This window comes from Corynebacterium sp. KPL4035, from assembly GCF_037908325.1.
Taxonomy (GTDB): Bacteria; Actinomycetota; Actinomycetes; order Mycobacteriales; family Mycobacteriaceae; genus Corynebacterium; species Corynebacterium kefirresidentii.
In genome coordinates, this window is sequence record NZ_JBBMGF010000005.1 from 71,608 (window position 1) to 90,244 (window position 18,637).

Annotated in this window: 14 protein-coding genes; 7 read left to right on the forward strand and 7 right to left on the reverse strand. The window is 60.8% G+C overall.

Annotated elements, in window-relative coordinates; genetic code table 11:
* Both WMP96_RS06370 and WMP96_RS06375 read right to left on the reverse strand, forming a co-directional pair.
* Nucleotides 1–693, reverse strand: coding sequence for a hypothetical protein (locus WMP96_RS06370; protein ID WP_301716377.1), 693 nt, complete (start codon nucleotides 691–693; stop codon nucleotides 1–3).
* A 63-nt stretch (nucleotides 694–756) separates the two neighbouring features.
* Complete coding sequence (locus tag WMP96_RS06375) at nucleotides 757–1,371, reverse strand: carbonic anhydrase (RefSeq protein WP_023019909.1); 615 nt, start codon at nucleotides 1,369–1,371, stop codon at nucleotides 757–759.
* A 35-nt stretch (nucleotides 1,372–1,406) separates the two neighbouring features.
* Between WMP96_RS06375 and WMP96_RS06380 the strand changes: the two genes are divergently transcribed.
* Complete coding sequence (locus tag WMP96_RS06380) at nucleotides 1,407–2,267, forward strand: A/G-specific adenine glycosylase (RefSeq protein ID WP_340432445.1); 861 nt, start codon at nucleotides 1,407–1,409, stop codon at nucleotides 2,265–2,267.
* Between the two features lie 56 nt (nucleotides 2,268–2,323).
* On the opposite strand, the gene WMP96_RS06385 is transcribed toward WMP96_RS06380, so the two are convergent.
* Nucleotides 2,324–2,494 (reverse strand): DUF4236 domain-containing protein, encoded by a 171-nt coding sequence (locus tag WMP96_RS06385; RefSeq protein WP_080970400.1) that lies wholly within the window; start codon nucleotides 2,492–2,494, stop codon nucleotides 2,324–2,326.
* A gap of 73 nt (nucleotides 2,495–2,567) precedes the next feature.
* On the opposite strand from WMP96_RS06385, the gene WMP96_RS06390 reads away from it, so the two are divergent.
* Complete coding sequence (locus tag WMP96_RS06390) at nucleotides 2,568–3,764, forward strand: lipase family protein (protein WP_275434314.1); 1,197 nt, start codon at nucleotides 2,568–2,570, stop codon at nucleotides 3,762–3,764.
* An 82-nt stretch (nucleotides 3,765–3,846) separates the two neighbouring features.
* Here the strand turns inward: WMP96_RS06390 and WMP96_RS06395 are convergent, their stop codons facing one another.
* Nucleotides 3,847–6,603: an ATP-dependent Clp protease ATP-binding subunit gene (locus tag WMP96_RS06395; protein WP_239205481.1), complete on the reverse strand. Its 2,757-nt coding sequence runs from the start codon at nucleotides 6,601–6,603 to the stop codon at nucleotides 3,847–3,849.
* Between the two features lie 222 nt (nucleotides 6,604–6,825).
* On the opposite strand from WMP96_RS06395, the gene WMP96_RS06400 reads away from it, so the two are divergent.
* Nucleotides 6,826–8,055: a serine/threonine protein kinase gene (locus WMP96_RS06400; protein ID WP_301716380.1), complete on the forward strand. Its 1,230-nt coding sequence runs from the start codon at nucleotides 6,826–6,828 to the stop codon at nucleotides 8,053–8,055.
* A gap of 66 nt (nucleotides 8,056–8,121) precedes the next feature.
* On the opposite strand, the gene WMP96_RS06405 is transcribed toward WMP96_RS06400, so the two are convergent.
* Nucleotides 8,122–9,543, reverse strand: a complete 1,422-nt coding sequence (locus tag WMP96_RS06405; RefSeq protein WP_239208073.1) for an MDR family MFS transporter — start codon at nucleotides 9,541–9,543, stop codon at nucleotides 8,122–8,124.
* A gap of 111 nt (nucleotides 9,544–9,654) precedes the next feature.
* On the opposite strand from WMP96_RS06405, the gene WMP96_RS06410 reads away from it, so the two are divergent.
* Genes WMP96_RS06410 through crtI form a run of 3 tightly spaced genes read left to right on the forward strand, consistent with a single transcriptional unit; the run spans nucleotide 9,655 to nucleotide 13,532 of the window.
* On the forward strand, nucleotides 9,655–11,091 hold the full coding sequence (locus tag WMP96_RS06410; RefSeq protein WP_301716381.1) for a GuaB1 family IMP dehydrogenase-related protein: 1,437 nt from the start codon (nucleotides 9,655–9,657) through the stop codon (nucleotides 11,089–11,091).
* 25 nt (nucleotides 11,092–11,116) lie between these two features.
* Nucleotides 11,117–11,992 (forward strand): phytoene/squalene synthase family protein, encoded by an 876-nt coding sequence (locus WMP96_RS06415; RefSeq protein WP_301716382.1) that lies wholly within the window; start codon nucleotides 11,117–11,119, stop codon nucleotides 11,990–11,992.
* 10 nt (nucleotides 11,993–12,002) lie between these two features.
* A complete protein-coding gene (gene crtI / locus WMP96_RS06420) occupies nucleotides 12,003–13,532 on the forward strand; it encodes a phytoene desaturase family protein (protein WP_023019917.1) in 1,530 nt (509 codons plus the stop codon).
* Nucleotides 13,533–13,536: 4 nt separating this feature from the next.
* On the opposite strand, the gene WMP96_RS06425 is transcribed toward crtI, so the two are convergent.
* Together WMP96_RS06425 and lysS are read right to left on the reverse strand one after the other, a co-directional pair.
* The gene (locus tag WMP96_RS06425) at nucleotides 13,537–14,460 is read right to left on the reverse strand and encodes a hypothetical protein (protein WP_301716383.1); all 924 of its coding nucleotides are present in this window, start codon (nucleotides 14,458–14,460) and stop codon (nucleotides 13,537–13,539) included.
* Between the two features lie 132 nt (nucleotides 14,461–14,592).
* Nucleotides 14,593–16,170, reverse strand: a complete 1,578-nt coding sequence (gene lysS, locus WMP96_RS06430) for a lysine--tRNA ligase (RefSeq protein WP_086588204.1) — start codon at nucleotides 16,168–16,170, stop codon at nucleotides 14,593–14,595.
* A gap of 190 nt (nucleotides 16,171–16,360) precedes the next feature.
* Between lysS and WMP96_RS06435 the strand changes: the two genes are divergently transcribed.
* The gene (locus WMP96_RS06435) at nucleotides 16,361–18,463 is read left to right on the forward strand and encodes a PhoX family protein (protein WP_200288635.1); all 2,103 of its coding nucleotides are present in this window, start codon (nucleotides 16,361–16,363) and stop codon (nucleotides 18,461–18,463) included.
* Nucleotides 18,464–18,637: the final 174 nt, after the last annotated feature.

Genomic DNA, 18,637 nt, shown 5'->3' on the forward strand with positions numbered 1-18,637 from the left:
CTAGCGCAGCGTGAAGTCCTGCGGCGGGGAGGAGTTATCGCCGATGATGGTGTGGGCGAAGTAGGCGCCTGGCTCAGCCGCGGGGCGATTGGTGCATTCGCCTGGCTTGGAGGCTTGGCGGGACCATTCGGCCTCGAATTTTACGTCCTTGCCGGCCGGGAAGGTCTGCGAGCCGGTCTGCACGGAAGCATAGCAATCCGTATCGGACCACACGCGCTCGTTATCGGCCATCTTGTAGACCTCGAAGCGCAGCAGGTTCTTGTCTAGGTCGATCTTGCAGTCTGCGGCCGTGGGGTTGGTGACTGTCATGAAGAACTTCGGCAGTTCGCCCTCCGGCACGGAGTAGTTCAGCATGGAGGTGCGCACCTGGAGGTCTGCCAGGTCGCAGGTCTTCTTTGCTGCCTCGGCGCTCGCGGCCGCGGAGCTGGACGGCTCGCTTTCGGCAGACGCGCTTTCCGACGCCCCCTCGGCCGACGTCTCCGCGGAGGTCGCGGAGGTTTCTGGGGCGGCAGAAGATGAGGTCTGCTCCGGCGTAGGCGCGGGTGCGGCGGTATCGGCCGGCTCATCGCTGCTGCCCCCGAAGGCAGCCACAGCCGCCCAGATCAGCACCACGACCAGCACGAGTACGATGATGAGCGCCGCTACTCGTCGGCGCTTGTAAATCTCTTCTGGTAGGGGCTTTTTCTGCGTCACGCTGTCAATTTTAAGCGGTGGGCACGGGCCGGTGCGCTAAGCCCGCGCCGCGTGTCAGGCGGGCTAGTCCACCCCGAAGGTCTGCAAGGTTTCCACGCTGGAATCTTCCAGCAGGTAGCGCGCGCCGATAACGCCCAGGGCACCCTCGTCGAGCAGACGGCGGACGTTGGGCACGCTGGCAACCAGCTGGGCGACGGTCTGGCGGGTGTGCTCCCGCTCGACGTCGTCAGTCGTGGCATGTGGACCCGCCACCAGTGCGGAGGCGGCAACCTTCTCGATGATGGGGCGCTGCAGGCCGGTGGGCAGCTCGCCGCCGGATACGAAACCGGTAGCCGCGCCCACCGCGCCGCAAGATTGATGGCCGAGGACTACCAGCAGGTTGGGTTTGAGGGCAGCAAGGGCGTAGTCGAGGGAGGCTAGGACGGCGTCGTCAAGAATGTGGCCGGCAGTGCGGATGACAAAGGCATCGCCGAAGCCGATATTGAAGACGTGCTCGATAGGGGCGCGGGAGTCGGAACAGGAAATAACCACCACGCGAGGGTCCTGGCCGTGAGTTAGGCCCTCGCGGTTATAAATCTCGCGCACGTCGACGGTCTCGCCGTCCAATACGCGCTGATTTCCCGCCTTGAGGGCCTCCCATACGGCCTGCGGTTCGTGGGCAATATTACGTAAAGGCATAGGCCATATTCTAATGCCCTAGACTATCTCCCACGATGGATTCGCAAGCTCTTCTTTCCTGGTTCGATGCCAATGAACGAGACCTGCCCTGGCGCCGGCCTGGCACGAGCGCGTGGGGTGTGCTGCTCAGTGAGGTCATGAGCCAGCAGACCCCGGTCGCGCGCGTGGCTCCGGTGTGGGAGGACTGGATGCGGCGCTGGCCCACCCCGGCAGATTTTGCCCAGGCTACTCGAGCGGAGGTCTTGCGCGCCTGGGGCAAGCTGGGCTACCCGCGGCGCGCGCTGCGCCTGTGGGAATGTGCCGCGGCCATCGGCGAAGGCGAGGTACCGGCGGACGTCGATGAATTGCTGCGCCTGCCTGGCATTGGGGATTACACCGCGCGCGCCGTGGCCTGTTTTCATTTCGGGGTCAACGTGCCGGTGGTCGATACCAATGTGCGGCGGGTTTATACCCGCGCAGAAGAGGGCCGATTCCTCGCGCCGCAGCCTTCGAAGCGGGAGTTGGCGGCCGTGGCAGAGCTTTTGCCGGCCGAGAATGGGCCGCGCTTTTCAGCCGCGCTTATGGAGCTGGGCGCGCTGGTGTGCACGGCGAAGAATCCCGCCTGCGAGCAGTGCCCGCTGCGGGAGAGCTGTGCATGGCAGCTGGCTGGTCGGCCGCAGCCGAGTGCGGAGGAGCAGGCGCGGGCGAAAAAGCGGGTGCAGAAGTTTGTAGGCACAGACCGGCAGGTGCGCGGCAAGATTTTGGATGTGCTGCGCGCAGCGGACGAGCCGGTTCCGCAGTCTGAAATTGATGTGGTCTGGCCCGATGCGGCGCAGCGCTCCCGCGCGTTGGCTTCGCTGCTTGCCGACGGCCTCGCCGAGCAAAACGACGCCGGCCTATTCCACCTACCCATTTAGGTGACTAATAATGGCCGGCCATATCCGCAGGTCGCGATCCTGTGGGTGTGATCTGCTTAACGCCAGCGGCCGCGGAAATTGAAACCTCCGGGCAGATTCACCCACATGCCGCCGCGAGAATTGAATGTGACCGGTCCTACCTTGGTAGACATCGACGCGCCGGAGCCGGAAACGTTGATCCAGCTATTCTTGCCGGTCTTTTTTCTTGAACGATACTGAAGTCCCATAAGCATTTATTTTAGCAATTCCACTTCCACCGTTCCTACTGCGCAGTAGGTTTTGGTCATGGAAAAGATTTGTATGAGACTCCTCACAGTCTGTTCACTAATCCTCGGGTCGCTCTTTCTGCCGCCAGCTGCCAACGCGGCGGTGACTTCAGCTCACCCGGCGCCGCACCTGGCAGAATCGGCGGGCCAGGCGCAGGTGTTTACATATGACACCACCACCGATGCCGGCAAGCCGGTGCAAGCCTCGGCTACCTTGTACGAGCCCACTGCACCGTGGCGTGGCAAGGGCGAGCGCCCGACCATCGTCTTCGGACCAAGCACGCGTGGGCAGGGCGACCAATGCGCGCCGTCGCGCGCGGGCATGCAGCTGGGGTCGGTGGGCCTGAGCAAAGTGGGCTCTCCCACCATTAATGCCAGCTACGAGTACTCATTTTATATGATGGCCCTGCGCCACGGGGCACGCGTTATCGTTGCCGACCTTATTGGGTTGGGCATGCCAGGACACCACACGTATGTAAACCACATTGAAGAAGCACACGCGCTTCTCGACGCCGCCCGCTCCGGCCTAGAACTCGCGCACGCCCCGAAGGACGCCCCCATTGGCTTTGCGGGCTATTCGCAGGGCGGCGGCGCCTCGCTCTCCGCAGCCGAGTATGCCGAACGCTACGCTCCTGACCTCAACGTAGCCGGCACATACGCTGGCGCGCCGCCAACGGACCTGCCGGAGACTATGCGCAGCATTGACGGTTCAGCTATCGCCCACGTGCTGGGCTATGCCATTAATGGCTTTTCTGAGCGTAGCCCAGAATTCCGCGATGCAGTGTTGGCGGAACTCAACCCACGAGGCATTGACTTCTTACGTTCCGCGGCCACCAGCTGCACGGGCGATTCTGTTCTCATGTGGGGCTTTACAAATACCCGAATGCTTACCCGCACCGGGGAATCCTTGTCCGAGATTGTGGAACGCAAACCTGTCGTTAAGGAAACTTTAGAGCGCCAAAACCTGGGCAAAGCGGTGCCAAATGCACCGGTAATGATGGCTAGCTCACCTAGTGATGATTTAATCTCTCATGACCAGGTACGCAGGACTGCTGGAGCGTACTGCTCTATGGGCGGAACCATCGATTTCGTAGCCGCACCCGGCACCGCAACGATTCCACGCACTGGAATCGACCACGCCGTGCCCTTGTACCTAGAGATGCCGGTCGGGTTGCAGTATCTCTTTGACCGCTTTGAGGGCAAACCGGCACCCACTAACTGCACAGCATAAATAGATTCCTGGGCGCAAATAAAGCCGCCCAGTTCTCGCAGGGAAAGCGAGGGCTGGGCGGCTTTAAGGCGCTATAGCGCCACTACATCGGCTGGCCGGCGCCTGCTGGCGGCGGGTTATGGCCATCGTCATCGGAGTCGGAACCGGAGCCGGACTCTAGGTCGGTTCCGGCGGCGGTGGAGCCGCCATCGCCCGGAACGTCCGGGGTGATGGTGTCGGGCTCGCCGGCATCGGTGGAGTCGGCGTCGTTTTCGCGCACCTCGGCGTCGTCAAGCTGCGGCTCCTCGGTGTCCTCCGGCAGAGGCTTCGGGCGTGGGCTGAAGGTGAACTTCGCGCCAGTGTTGTCCTTGGACTCGCCGTCCCAGCCCTCGACGTCGACGGTGATGATCTCACCGGCGCCGATTTCGCCGAAGAGGATCTTCTCGGAGAGCTGATCCTCAATCTCGCGCTGGATGGTGCGGCGCAGCGGACGAGCACCCAATACTGGGTCGAAGCCTCGCTTAGCCAGCAGGTCCTTGGCCTTCTGCGTGAGCTCGATGCCCATATCGCGCTCCTCCAGCTGCTTGGCCACGCGGCCGATGAGCAGCTCGACCATTTCCACAATCTGCTCCTGAGTGAGCTGGTGGAAAACAACGATGTCATCGATACGGTTCAAGAACTCCGGGCGGAAGTGCTTCTTCAGCTCGTCGTTGACCTTCTGCTTCATCCGATCGTACTGAGCATCCGCATCATTTTCGGAAGAGCCAGTAAAGCCCAAGCCCACCGGCTTCGAGATGTCCTGGGTACCCAAGTTCGACGTGAAGATGAGAACGGTGTTCTTGAAGTCAACAACGCGACCCTGGCCGTCGGTAAGCCGGCCATCCTCTAGCACCTGCAACAAGGTGTTGTAGATCTCCTTGTGGGCCTTCTCAATCTCATCAAAAAGCACGACGGAGAATGGCTTGCGGCGAACCTTCTCGGTCAGCTGGCCGCCCTCTTCGTAGCCAACGTATCCCGGAGGAGCACCGAAGAGACGAGAAGCGGTGAAGCGGTCGTGGAACTCGCCCATATCGATCTGGATGAGGTCATCATCCGAACCGAAGAGGAAGTTAGCCAGGGACTTCGACAGCTCGGTCTTACCCACACCGGACGGGCCAGCGAAGATGAAGGAGCCGGATGGACGGCGCGGGTCCTTGAGGCCTGCACGGGTACGGCGGATGGCGCGGGAGACGGACTTGACCGCCTCGTCCTGGCCAATGATGCGCTTGTGCAGCTCTTCTTCCATGTTGAGCAGACGGTTGGATTCCTTCTCCGTCAGCTTCAGGACAGGGATGCCGGTCCAGTGTGCCAGCACCTCTGCAATCTGGTCCTCGCCAACCTCGGCGATTTCCTCGAGGTCACCGGAACGCCACTGCTTTTCCTTCTCAGCGCGCTCCTCACCCAGCTTGCGCTCCTTATCGCGCAAGCCAGCTGCCTTTTCGAAGTCTTGGGCATCGATGGCCGCTTCCTTCTCCTTGCGGACCTCAGCGATGCGGTCATCGACCTCGCGCAGGCCCTTTGGCGCGGTCATGCGCTTGATGCGCATACGGGCACCAGCCTCATCGAGAAGGTCGACGGCCTTATCCGGCAAGAAGCGGTCATTGATGTAGCGATCCGAGAGGGAAGCTGCAGCGTGCAGCGCCTCATCGGTATAAGACACGCGGTGGTGAGCCTCGTACTTATCGCGCAGGCCCTTCAGAATCAAGAAGGTGTCATCCAGGGAAGGCTCGTCTACCTTAACCGGCTGGAAACGACGCTCGAGGGCGGCGTCCTTTTCGATGTGTTTGCGGTACTCATCCAAGGTGGTAGCACCGATGGTCTGCAGCTCGCCACGGGCCAACTTTGGCTTGAGCAAGGAAGCTGCATCGATAGCACCTTCAGCAGCACCAGCACCGACCAAGGTGTGGATCTCATCGATAAACAAGATGATATCGCCGCGCTGGTTAATCTCCTTGAGGACCTTCTTCAGGCGTTCCTCGAAGTCACCGCGGTAACGAGAGCCGGCCACCAGGGAGCCTAGGTCAAGCGAGTAGAGCTGCTTGTCCTTGAGGGTTTCCGGGACCTTGCCGTTGACGATGTCGAGCGCCAAGCCCTCGACCACGGCGGTCTTACCAACGCCCGGCTCACCGATGAGGACCGGATTATTCTTTGTGCGGCGAGAGAGCACTTGCATGATGCGCTCTACCTCGGACTCGCGGCCAACGACAGGATCAAGCTTGCCGTCCTTGGCAGCCTGGGTGAGGTTGCGGCCGAATTGATCAAGCACCAGGGAATTGGAACGCTCACCGGAACCACCGGAGCCGCCACGAGCGCCGGCGCCAGCACCTGCACCGACTGGACCGGAGCCTTGACCATTGGAGGAGCCGCCCTCCTGCTGTCCACCTTCGTAGCCGGACAGCAACTGGATAACCTGCTGGCGCACGCGTGGCAGGTCGGCGCCGAGCTTGGTCAGCACCTGCGCGGCGACGCCATCGCCCTCGCGAATGAGACCCAGCAGCAAGAACTCAGTACCGATGTACTTGTGTCCCATCTGCAGGCCCTCACGCAGGGAGAGCTCAAGAACCTTTTTGGCACGTGGAGTAAAGGGGATGTGGCCGGTGTGTGGCTGGCTACCCTGGCCGATGATTTCCTCGACCTCACGGCGGACATCCTCCAGGGAAATACCCATGGATTCCAGTGCCTTGGCAGCGACGCCTTCGCCTTCATGGATAAGGCCGAGCAAGATGTGCTCGGTGCCGATGTAATTGTGGTTAAGCATGCGTGCTTCTTCCTGCGCCAAAACGATGACGCGGCGAGCACGATCGGTAAACCTCTCGAACATGATTCCCCTATACTTTCGCTTCTAATGTGTCACCCACTCTAACGCGGCAATCCGCCGATCATTTCCGGTTTTACTCCCAGATGCCCGCAATACCGCGATAATTCCCCATCTTCGCAGCTCACACGGGTGTACGCCGGTAGCGAACAGGGGCACGGGCATGTAATCTGGAATCGTTTTATTGTTCCCCGCCCCTCTTCCGCACTGTTTAAGGAAATCTCCACCGTGCCGCAACTTCCTGAGTTCTTCGCCACCCAACACAACCTGCACGAATTGGCAGTAGTGGATGAAGCTCCTTCCTCTACACTCTTTGCCGTGGAAGACGGGGCCACGCACCAGCCGCTGAGCGTGGAGATTTTCGCCCCAGGAATCACCGGCATGGTGGAAAAGTCCACCGCGTTACATGGATTGCATCACCCGGCTATCGCACCGCTGGTAGGCACGGGCACTACCGCAGACGGACAAGAGTTTATTGTGCGCGAGGGGTTTGTCGGCACCCAGCTTTCGCAAATACCCAATAATCTCAGCCGCACGGACGCGGCGGACATCTTTGGCCCCCTGGCCGGTGCGGTGGACTTTTTGATCTCTCGCAAGCAGGCAGACTTTGCGGTCCATGGGCTAAGGGAGGCCCGGGTGGGCGTCGACAAGCAACGGCAGATTTCGGTACTGGCCGCGGCCGGCCCGTCTCCCGAGGAGCACGGCGAAGCGGTAGAGGCATTCGAGCAACTCGTCGCGCGCAAGTGCCCGGACTATAAGGCCACCGGCACGGCGGATAGCGCCAAGGATGTGGTGGCGCATCTGCGCCCGCAGGGAGAGTTCGATACCGCGCAGATCCCGCGCGTGCAAGCCCCCGAACCGCGCCCCCAGCAGCAATTCGCCCCGCCGCAGCCACAGCCACATCCGCAGCCGCAGCAGCAGGCGATGGCCCAGCCCATGGGGCAGCAACCCATGGGGCAACAGCCCATGGCGCCAGCGCCGCAGAAGAAGGGCAAGGGCGGTCTCATTGCGTTGATTAGCGTGTTGGCGGTGGCCGCGATTGCTGCCGCGGCGGCGCTGTGGTTCTTCTTGTCCTACCCCAGCTGGAATGACAAAGAACAAAACCTGGCGGATGCGTACCCGAACCTGGTGAGCTCCCGTAGCGGCCAGGAGGGCTTCGATGGGGCAAAGTGTTCCTCGCGTGAGCCGGAGTCTGGCCAGGAGGCCAAGATTTCCTGCGTGGGCGATGGGTTTAGCTATATCGTGACCTACTACCCCAGCATAGAAGAGCGCGATGCCATGCTTCCCGACGCCGAGCCGGTGGAGCTTTCCAATGACCAGTGCACCATCCAAAGCTATGAGACCACCGCGGATGTTCCTACTTACGTCATGGCCGTTGAAGGCACCCAATCCGCGTTCCTCGTGTGGGGCGATAAGGCTGAAAACGAGCGGCTGAACCTGCCGCTGTGCGCCTCTTAAATCGCACTCTCAGAGTTTCCGGCCCGCCGCGCATAGCGTGTGCGGGCCTTATGCCTGTCCTAGTGGCTACTCCGTCGACGGCACGCGCTTGAGGAAGGGGGCCAGCACAATAACCACCAGCGAGAGCACGCCTGCAAAAAGGAATGCCCAGTGCGCACCGTGAGCGGTGGCAGCAGCATCATTCATGCCTTGTGCCAGGCCAGCCTTGGTGCCACGGCTAAGGAACGTCATCAAAAAGGCAGTGCCGGCCGCGCCCGCCAGCTGCTGCAAAGTATTAAGGATGGCGGAGCCGTGTGAGTAGAGCTCATCCGGCAGGGAGGCCAGGGACGTCGTCATCAGTGGCGTCATCATGAGCGCAATGCCGAGGGCGAATAGGACGTGCATAGCAATGACCATCCACACAGCGCTGTCCTCAGTGAGCAGGGTCATCAGCCACGTACCCGCGGCAAGGAGAAGGGCACCTGGAATCATCAGCGGACGGGGCCCGTGGACATCATAGAGGCGGCCTACCATCGGGGAGATGCCGCCTTGCAGCAAGCCGCCGGGCATGACGACGAGCCCGGTGACCAGGGAACTTACCGCCAAAGAGGTCTGCAGGTAGATGGGCAGGACATTGACCACGCCAAGCAATAGCCCGAACATCAAAAGCATGCCGAGTACCGCCACGGTGAAGTTCGGAACCTTAAATGGTCGCATATCCAGCAGGGCGCGATTGTCTTTAGCCAGGCGCACTTGCCGGAGGGTAAAAAGCGCCAAGGCCACAAGTCCTATGGCGAGGACGAGGATGTCTATGAGGCCTTCGCCCTCCAGAATATTTTCTAGGGACGATACGGCATATACCAACCCGCCAAAGGCAAGGACGGACAAAATAACTGAGGGGAAATCCAGCGGGGTATCGCGTTTATCGCCCACGTTGACTAGGCGGAGGTAGCCGGCGACGCCGATGAGGCCGAGCAGCGGAACCATGGTCCAGAAGATGACGTGCCAGGTGAACATGCTAAGAACCAGACCACCCACCGTAGGTCCGAGCGCCGGGGCCACGGAAATGACCACGGAGATAATGCCCATGACGCTGCCGCGACGCTGCGGCGGGACGAGGGTCATCGCCACCGTCATCAAGGTGGGGATCATCAACGCAGTACCCGCCGCTTGGAAAACGCGCCCCACCAGCAAGATGCCGAAGGCTGGGGCGAGTGCCGCAAAGACTGTACCGGCAAGGAATACACCCGCGGAGGCGAGAAAGATCTGGCGGGTGGTGAATTTATCCATGAGAAAGCCGGTGGTCGGGATGACCACGCCCATGGTGAGCAGGAAACCGGTAAGCAACCACTGGGCGGAGGTAGCCGGGATGTCAAAGTCCGCCATGATGGCAGGCAATGCCACCGAAAGGGCGGTCTCGTTCAGGATCATCACCATCGCACCAAGGACGAGGATGGTGAGGTTGATTTTTACCTCTGCGGAAATGTGCGGATCTGGTTTCTGAGACACCCAGATAGGATACTGAGGCCGCCGATATGGGGAAAGTCGGGGAGTATAATTTTAATGTCTTCCTCCGCGCGGTCAGACCGCGCCACCCGAATATATAGAGAGGCCATCCCAGTGCGTTTTCTCCAGGATTCCCGCCCGCCGTACGAATTGACCTATTCCGATGTGTTCATGGTGCCCAGCCACTCCGAGGTGGGCTCGCGCCAGTCGGTGGATCTCACCACTGAGGACGGCACTGGCAATACCATCCCGCTCATCGTGGCCAATATGACCGCCGTGGCCGGTCGCCGCATGGCCGAGACCATCGCGCGCCGCGGCGGGCTCACTATCCTGCCACAGGACCTATCCCTGGATGCGGCCGCAGAGACCATCGCCTCCGTGAAAGCGGCTGACTTGGTCTATGACACCCCCATTATCGTGAAGCCGCACCATACCGTGGGCTATACCAGCAACCTTTTGCACAAGCGCGCTCATGGCGCGGCCATCGTGGTCGACGGGGACATGCCCATCGGCATTATCACACCGAAGGATCTGCGCGGGCAGGATAATTTCACCGCCGTCGGCCAATTGATGACCACGGATCTGGTAACGCTGCCGGTGGGCATTGACCCACAGGAGGCCTTCACCAAGCTGCGCAAAACCTCGCGGAAGTTGGCACCGGTGGTCAACCCGGATGGCACCCTGGCCGGAATCCTCACCAGGAAGGGGGCGGTGAGGGCGAAGATGTATAAGCCGGGCGTCGACAAGCAGGGCCGGTTACACATTGGTGCGGCCGTGGGCATCAACGGCGATGTGGAAGGCCGCGCCCGTGCCCTAGCGCAGGCGGGAGCCGACGTCCTAGTCATTGATACCGCACACGGGCACCAAGACAGCATGCTCAGCGCGCTGCGCAAGGTAAAAGCGCTGGACTTGGGGCTTCCCATTGCTGCCGGCAATATCGTCACAGCGGAGGGCGTGCGCGAACTGGTGGCCGCCGGCGCGGACATCATCAAGGTCGGCGTGGGCCCAGGCGCGATGTGCACCACCCGCATGCAAACGGGTGTGGGCCGCCCGCAATTCTCGGCCGTCCTGGAGTGCGCTGCGGCAGCCCGCGAGGTTGGCGCCCACGTCTGGGCCGATGGCGGCGTGCGCGACCCGCGCGATGTCGCTCTTGCTCTGGCCGCCGGTGCCTCCAATGTCATGATCGGCTCCTGGTTCGCCGGAACCTTTGAATCCCCAGGTGACCTGCACAAGGACGCCGATGGCGCCTTCTACAAGGAATCCTTTGGCATGGCTTCGCGCCGGGCAGTGCGCGGCCGCAACTCCGATACGGAGGCCTTCGAGCGCGCCCGCCGCGAGATGTTTGAAGAGGGGATTTCTACCTCTCGTATCTACCTCGACCCCGAGCACGGCGGCGTGGAGCATCTAGTGGACCGAATCATTTCTGGCGTCCGTTCCTCGTGCACTTACGCCGGCGCCAATTCCTTGGCTAGCTTCCACGAACGCGCCACTGTGGGCGTGCAGTCCGCCGCCGGGTTCGCGGAGGGGCAGCCGCGCGCCACGAACCGTTAATAGGCTGCATGCTACGTTGACAGATATGCTAACTCGCTATGACCAAGCGGCCTCCCGCGCGGCCGCACAGGTTATGGGGCGCTACTCCACCAGCTTCTCGCTGGCCACGCGGCTCTTGCGCGGGCGGGTGCGCGCCGATATCCGCCACTTATACGCGGTGGTGCGCATTGCCGATGAGCTTGTCGACGGCGCCGCTGCCCAAGCCCACACCGACCCCGCCGCCGCATTGGATGCCTACGAGAAAACCATCCTGGCCGCACCGCAGCAGCGACTGCACACGGATCTCGTGGTCCACGCTTATGCCTTAACCGCGCGTCGCTGTGGCTTCCCCCGCGAGTACCTTGCTGCCTTCTTTCACTCCATGCGCGCGGATCTTGAACAACGCGAGTATTCTTCGGCCGAGCTGCAAGACTATATCTACGGCTCGGCGGAAGTCATTGGGCTTTTGTGCCTACAGATTTTCCTAGCCGAGGAAAGCGTTTCACCCGCCGACCGCACTGCCATGGAACGCGGCGCCCGCGCGCTAGGTTCGGCATTCCAGAAGATAAACTTCCTGCGTGATTTGGGCGAGGATAGCTCTACTTTGGGGCGCACCTATTTTCAGCAGGCCCCATCCGGCCGGATTGATGAGGCCACCAAGTCCGCGCTCATCGCAGAGATCCGCCAGGAGCTTGCTACCGCCGCGCTCACCATCGACTTGCTACCTGCCTCCGCACGGGTTGGTGTGAGCGCGGCGGCGGATATCTTTGCCGAGCTGACCAATCGCCTCGCCGCAACCCCTGCTACGGACCTCGCCACCACGCGCGTATCCGTGCCCAACCACACCAAGGCTTGGTTAGCGGCCCGCGCAGTGCGCCGCCGCGGCCACAGCAAGCACGCCCCACACCCAGCCGAAGATTAAGGAGAACGTCATGCACGCCGTCGTCATCGGAGCCGGCATCGCTGGACTCGCCACCGCCGCCTTGCTCGGCCGCGAAGGATACGAGGTCACCGTGGTGGACTCGCTGGATGAGGTGGGAGGCCGCGCCGGCAGCTTTGCAGAAGACGGCTTTCGCTGGGATACGGGCCCGTCCTGGTATCTCATGCCCGAGGCTTTCGATCATTTCTTTGCGCTCTGCGGCACCTCTACCGAGGCGGAGCTAGATCTGGTGGACCTCTCCCCCGCCTACCGTGTTTTTCATGGGGATGCGCCCGTAGACGTGCACTCCGGTATCGAGGAAGTCACCGCGCTGTTCGAGTCCTTGGAACCCGGCGCGGGAGACAAGGTCCGGCAGTACTTGGCGCAGGCCAGCGATACCTATGACATGGCGCTCGAGCACTTCCTCTACACCACCTTCTCCGCGCCGCTCAATTTGGTGCACCGCGATATTCGCACCCGGCTTTCTCGCCTCGTGGCGCTGCTTGCGGCAAACCTGCAGCAGCACGTGGGCCGTAACTTCGCTGATGCCCGCCTGCGCCAGATTCTGAGTTATCCGGCGGTCTTTTTATCCTCCGAGCCGGCCGCCGCCCCAGCCCTATATTCCCTGATGAGCCACACCGACCTGGTGGAGGGGGTGCGCTACCCACAAGGTGGTTTCGCCGCCGTGGTCCAGGCCGTCTACCGACAAGCGAAGAAGTTTGGCGCAACCTTCCGTTTGGGCGAGGAGGTTACCTCCATCAAGGTATCTAATCGGCAGGTAACGGGCGTGCGCACGAACAAGGGCGCCATCCACGCCGATATCGTGGTCTCCGCAGCGGACTTGCACCACACCGAGACCCAGCTTTTGCCGCCGCAGCTGCGCACCTACCCGGAGCGTTACTGGGGCCGGCGCAATCCGGGCCTGGGTACCGTGCTCATCTTGGCCGGGGTGAAGGGCAAGCTGCCCGAGCTGGCACACCATACGTTGCTCTTTAGCAAGGACTGGGATCCGGATTTCCGCGCCGTCTATTCCGGCCCAGAGCCCTCCCGGCCGTTGGGGGCCTCCGAGTCCATCTACGTGTCCAAGACCTCCGCCACCGACCCAAGTGTCGCCCCCGAGGGCCACGAAAATCTCTTCATTCTGGTGCCGGTGCCGGCCGCGGAGGCGCCCGGGTTTGGCAATGCCTATCACGCTGAGGAGTCCGAGCGCGTTGCTGCGATTGCCGACGCCGCCCTCAACCGCATCGCGGCCACGGCCGGAGTGCCGGATTTGCGAGAGAGGGTCGTCGTCAAGCGCACGCTCGGCCCGGCCGATTTTGCCGAGCGCTACCATGCCTGGTCGGCCGGCTCCATCGGACCGGCACACACGCTGCGACAGTCGGCGTTTTTGCGCGGACGCAATGCCTCACGCAAGGTAAACGGCCTCTACTATGCGGGGGCTACCACCGTGCCGGGCGTCGGTGTGCCAATGTGCCTGATTTCGGCCGAGAACATCATTAAGCGCCTGCGGGGCGATAAATCCGCCGGCCCACTCGTGCGCTAAAAACTTAGATATCCAGGAGAACTACTCGCCCGCTGCCACTCGAATCCACGCATTTGGGCAAGCGGTTTTCCGGCTTTGCGTCATCTAAGAACTTTGGCGCGGATACATCGCACGCCCAACCTTCGAGCCTGAGGAAGCCGCGGGTATTTACTTCCTCCGGCTTAAAGTCGTGGTTCACGTAGCTATCTACGACCTGCATAGCTTTGGTGCAGTTCGTGCCATCGACTTGCACGTAGACGTTCTTTCGTCCCCATTTTGTATCCATCTGCCCACAGATAGTGCCCATTTTGGCGTTGCCATTGGAATCGGGCTTAGGTGGGAAGGTATCGGAGTAGTACTGACCGTTGTCTTTTACGGTGAAATGATGTCCCTTCGCTGTGACCGTGAACTCATCCGAGTTTGGTGCCTCGAAGGTAACGCCTTCAATTTCTACCTTCTCCCCTGCCTTGAGCTGTTTCGACGGAGTCATATCACCTGGATCCACCGCGCCAGATGGGAAGAATCCCTCCCCCTTTTTGAAGCTGACCATACTAGCCTCCCACTGCGGCTGGTTTGGGTCTGGCATTAGGGGTGGATCTGCGAACTGCACGGTGCACCACGGGCCTGCGGAGAGCTCTTTAAAGGAGCACGAAACTTTTCCATCGGGACTTTTAACTCCCCACGCCTTCGACTGCGCGTATTCGGGGCCCTTCGCCAAAAAGTCCTCGGCCGAACGCATGGTCAGCCCCGAGGAATCCACCTTCTTTTCTGATTCGGTAGTTTCTTCCGCTGTGCTCTCTGGGGAGGAAGCTTCCGCCGAGCTAGTTGCGGTGCTTTCGGTCATCCGTGGACGGAATTGGGGCGCTTCCTCGTTACTGTCAGCAGAGGAACATGACGCAAGCCCAACGGCCAATACAGGTAGGGCAAGGATAGGGAGAATTCTTTTCATGCCTCGCATTTTTCCATGCGGTGAGAAACTGCGCTGGTCTTTTGCAGCAGGGGTGCAGGAACGAACATGAGCAGGAAATAGCAAAGCCGTCAGCCCGCGCGGGCTGACGGCCAAGCGATAGGACGCTAGGTGCTACTTCTGCTCGGGTTTGACCAGCGGGAAGAGCACGGTTTCGCGGATGCCCAGGCCAGTCAAGGCCATGAGTAGACGGTCCATGCCCATGCCCGTACCGGCTGTAGGCGGCATGCCCTGCTCCATAGCCGCGAGGAAGTCCTCATCCAGCACCATGGCCTCATCATCGCCACCGGCGGCCAGGCGGGCCTGATCCTCAAAGCGCTCGCGCTGGATAACCGGGTCCACGAGCTCGGAGTAGCCGGTTGCCAGCTCGAAACCGCGCACGTAGAGGTCCCACTTTTCGGTCACGCCCGGCTCGGAACGGTGCTGGCGGGTCAACGGGGAGGTCTCAACCGGGAAATTCTTGACAAAGATAGGGCCTTCGAGCTGGTCCTCGCACAGGACCTCCCAGATTTCCTCGACCAACTTGCCGTGGCCCCAGCCGCCGTCCTTAGGGACGTCGAGACCAATGACGTCTGCAATGCCCTTGAGCGTCTCGACGTCAGTATCGATGGTGACCTCCGGCTGGCCCGGGAACTTACGCTGCAGGGCCTCATTCAGGGAGGGGTACATCTCGATTTCCGGCCATTCTTCGCCACCGAAATCGAACTCGGTGCCATCGGCAAGGGTGACGGTGGTCGAGCCGAAGACATCGCGGGCAACAGCCTGGATGGACTCACGCGTCATGCGGGCACAATCGTTGTAATCGCCCCACGCAGCGTAGGTCTCCAGCATGGCGAACTCTGGCGAGTGGGAGCGGTCAACGCCCTCATTGCGGAAGTTGCGGTTGATTTCAAAGACGCGGTCAATGCCGCCCACGACCGCGCGCTTCAAGTACAACTCTGGAGCGATGCGCAGGTAGAGGTCAATATCCAGCGCATTGGAGTGGGTGATAAACGGGCGAGCGGCTGCGCCACCGTGCAGGGTCTGCAGCATCGGGGTCTCGATTTCTACAAAGTCCTGGCTTTCCAGGTAATTGCGCAGCGCGCGCATGACCTTGACGCGAATCATGGCGTTCTTGCGGGCATCTTCGCGGATAATGAGGTCGTTATAGCGCTGGCGCACGCGGGTATCTTCAGCCATATCGGCGAAGGACACCGGCAACGGGCGCAAGGACTTAGCGGCCATGGTCCATTCGGAGACCATGATGGACAGCTCGCCGCGGCGCGAAGAAATCACGCGGCCTCGCACGGAGATGAAATCGCCCAAGTCGACGTCGGACTTCCAGGCGTCGAGACGCTCTTTGCCTACCTCTGCGAGGGAAAGCATGGCCTGCACCTGGGTGCCATCGCCATCTTGCAAGGTGGCGAAGCACAGCTTGCCGGTATTGCGCATAAAAATAAGGCGACCGGCAATGGCATGGGTGACCTCGGTTTCCTCACCAGGGGCCAGGTAGGTTACGCCCTCTTCGTTGCCAGGCTCTTCGCCTTCAGCCACGACGCGGAAATCATGGCGCAAATCCTTTAAAGAGATGGTGCGCTCAACGGTTACCGGGTAGGCCTCTACGCCGGATTCCAGCAGGCGATCGCGCTTTTCGCGGCGGATACGCAGCTGCTCAGGGACATCGTTTACTTCATTATTCTTCTGCTCGCTCACGTTAGCCAAGGGTAGTCGATCCCCACCGCAGCACGCGATTTAGCCCACGCCACCCTCTCCCGGGAAAGGATTTACGCATAATTCACTTCACTGTCACCTCGGGGTCAACACACAGTTACGAAGATGACCTTTTATATATGACTGTCCCCATATGTAATCAATATTTTTCGACATTTTTGGAGCACTACCCATGGCGCTTAAGGGCCGCAATCTTCTCTCTAGTCTCTTCACATCCTCTCGTTCCAGCCTGACTTGCACCTACAAGTGCGGTAATGCCTGCTTTGGAGAGTGCGAGAACAAGTCCGATAACCCGTACTTCGGTGACCAGTTCTCCCGTCGTACCGCCCTGCGCGCGGGCAGCCTGTCCGTCGTAACCGTCGGCGGCGGCGCCGCGCTGGCTGCCTGCTCTAGCCCAGACGATGCTTCTACTGAGGCGTCTTCTTCCGAGGGCAAGGGCGGCAAGACCTCTGAGGCGAACGTCGAGCTAACCTCCGCAGAGGGCATGAAGTTTGACCCAGTACAGCCGAATGAAAAGGACGAAGTAGTCATCCCTGATGGCTACGAGCAGTCCGTGCTCATCGCGTGGGGCGATCCGCTGTTTAAGGACGCGCCGGAATTCGATGACAAGAATCAGACCGCCGAGGCAGCAGAGAAGCAGTTCGGATTCAACAATGACTTCGCCGGCCTCATCGAGCACCCGGACGATGACAACCGCCTTATCTACGTTTGCTCCCACGAGTACACCACCGAGCCGCAGATGTTCCCCAACTACGATGCGGACAACCCCACCGAAGAGCAGGCCAAGATTGGCTGGGCTGGCCACGGCCACTCCATCGTGGAAGTATCCAAGGTAGGAAACACCGGTGAGCTCAAGCGCGAGTTTGGCCCGCTCAACCGCCGCATTACCGCCACCACCGAATTCACCTTGGTCGGCCCGGCTGCCGGTTCCGATTTTGTAAAGACCTCCGCCGATAAGACGGGCAAGAAGGTCAAGGGCACTCTGAGTAACTGCTCCGGTGGCATCACCCCGTGGAACACCATGCTCTCCGGCGAAGAGAACTTTGACCAGTACTTCGCTCACGCCAAGCTGGATGACAAGAAGGCGCAGGAGTCCCTAGAGCGCTTCGGCATGGAAGATGGCGAGTCCCAGCGCAAGTGGGAGCGCTTTGATAAGCGTTTCGACGTCTCCAAGGAGCCGAACGAGCCGAACCGCTTCGGCTGGATCGTCGAGATTAACCCACTAGATCCTAAGTCCACCCCGGTCAAGCACACCGCTCTGGGCCGATTCAAGCACGAGGCCGCCAACATCCACATCGCCTCCGATGGCACCGTGGTGTGCTACGCCGGCGATGACTCCCGCTTCGAGTACATCTACAAGTTCATCTCCACCAAGAAGTACAAAGAGGGCGACATCGAGCACAACCTCACCATCTTGGACCACGGCACCTTGTACGTAGCCAAGGTAGAGGGCAACTCCCCAGCCGACGAGATTGACGGCTCCGGCGTACTGCCCGAAGACGGTGCCTTCGACGGCGAGGGCAAGTGGATTAAGCTGCTGACCTCCGATACGGAAAACAATAAGTTCGAGTCCCACGTCGACGGCATGTCTGCAGAAGAGGTTGCGGTCTACACCCGTGAAGCCGCCGATAAGGTGGGCGCGACCAAGATGGACCGCCCTGAGGATATGCAGGTCCACCCAGACTCGGAGAAGGTCTACGTTGCCCTGACCAACAATAAGTACCGTGGCGCTACCGGCGAGAACGCCAAGAAGAACAAGGAAGAGCCTATGGAATGGGCTCCTATCAAGGAGAACAAGAACGGCCTGGTCATGGAGATTGAAGATGACCACGCTGGCGAGAAGTTCACCTGGAACCTCTTCTTGGTCTGTGGCGATCCGAAGGAGGCTAATACCTACTTCGGTGGCTTTGACAAGGAGAAGGTCTCCCCGATTTCCTGCCCGGATAACCTGGCCTTCGATAGCCACGGCAATCTGTGGATCTCCACCGACGGTAACGCGCTGGAGTCCAACGATGGCCTCTACGCGGTGACCACCGAGGGCGATACCCGCGGTGAGCTGAAGTGCTTCCTTACCGTTCCGGCAGGTGCCGAGACCTGTGGCCCCATCGTCACCGATGAGCGCGTGATGGTCAACGTCCAGCACCCAGGTGAAACCGATGATGCCACCTTTGAAAAGCAGACCTCTCACTGGCCTGACGGTGGCAAGTCCACCCCACGCCCGGCAGTGGTTGTGGTGTGGAAGAAGGACGGCAATATCGGCGTCGATAAGAAGTAACCACCACCTGGTTTAAGTACCCACCACGCGGCCCTTGTTCCTGCTCGAGCAAGGGCCGCGCTTTCGTCTATCCACGGCGACTGAACCAAAAGTCTCCGGGTACCCTTCAAATATAAATCCACCCATCGGTCTCCCCCACAGGCAAACACATATGTGAGTTATGGCATACTATTC

What these genes read in the sequence shown, in the direction of transcription:
- WMP96_RS06375 (WP_023019909.1), bottom strand. Translation starts at nt 1,371, where the DNA reads ATGCCTTTACGTAATATTGCCCACGAACCGCAGGCCGTATGGGAGGCC.
- WMP96_RS06380 (WP_340432445.1), top strand. Translation starts at nt 1,407, where the DNA reads ATGGATTCGCAAGCTCTTCTTTCCTGGTTCGATGCCAATGAACGAGAC.
- WMP96_RS06385 (WP_080970400.1), bottom strand. Translation starts at nt 2,494, where the DNA reads ATGGGACTTCAGTATCGTTCAAGAAAAAAGACCGGCAAGAATAGCTGG.
- WMP96_RS06390 (WP_275434314.1), top strand. Translation starts at nt 2,568, where the DNA reads ATGAGACTCCTCACAGTCTGTTCACTAATCCTCGGGTCGCTCTTTCTG.
- WMP96_RS06395 (WP_239205481.1), bottom strand. Translation starts at nt 6,603, where the DNA reads ATGTTCGAGAGGTTTACCGATCGTGCTCGCCGCGTCATCGTTTTGGCG.
- WMP96_RS06415 (WP_301716382.1), top strand. Translation starts at nt 11,117, where the DNA reads ATGCTAACTCGCTATGACCAAGCGGCCTCCCGCGCGGCCGCACAGGTT.
- crtI (WP_023019917.1), top strand. Translation starts at nt 12,003, where the DNA reads ATGCACGCCGTCGTCATCGGAGCCGGCATCGCTGGACTCGCCACCGCC.
- WMP96_RS06425 (WP_301716383.1), bottom strand. Translation starts at nt 14,460, where the DNA reads ATGAAAAGAATTCTCCCTATCCTTGCCCTACCTGTATTGGCCGTTGGG.
- WMP96_RS06435 (WP_200288635.1), top strand. Translation starts at nt 16,361, where the DNA reads ATGGCGCTTAAGGGCCGCAATCTTCTCTCTAGTCTCTTCACATCCTCT.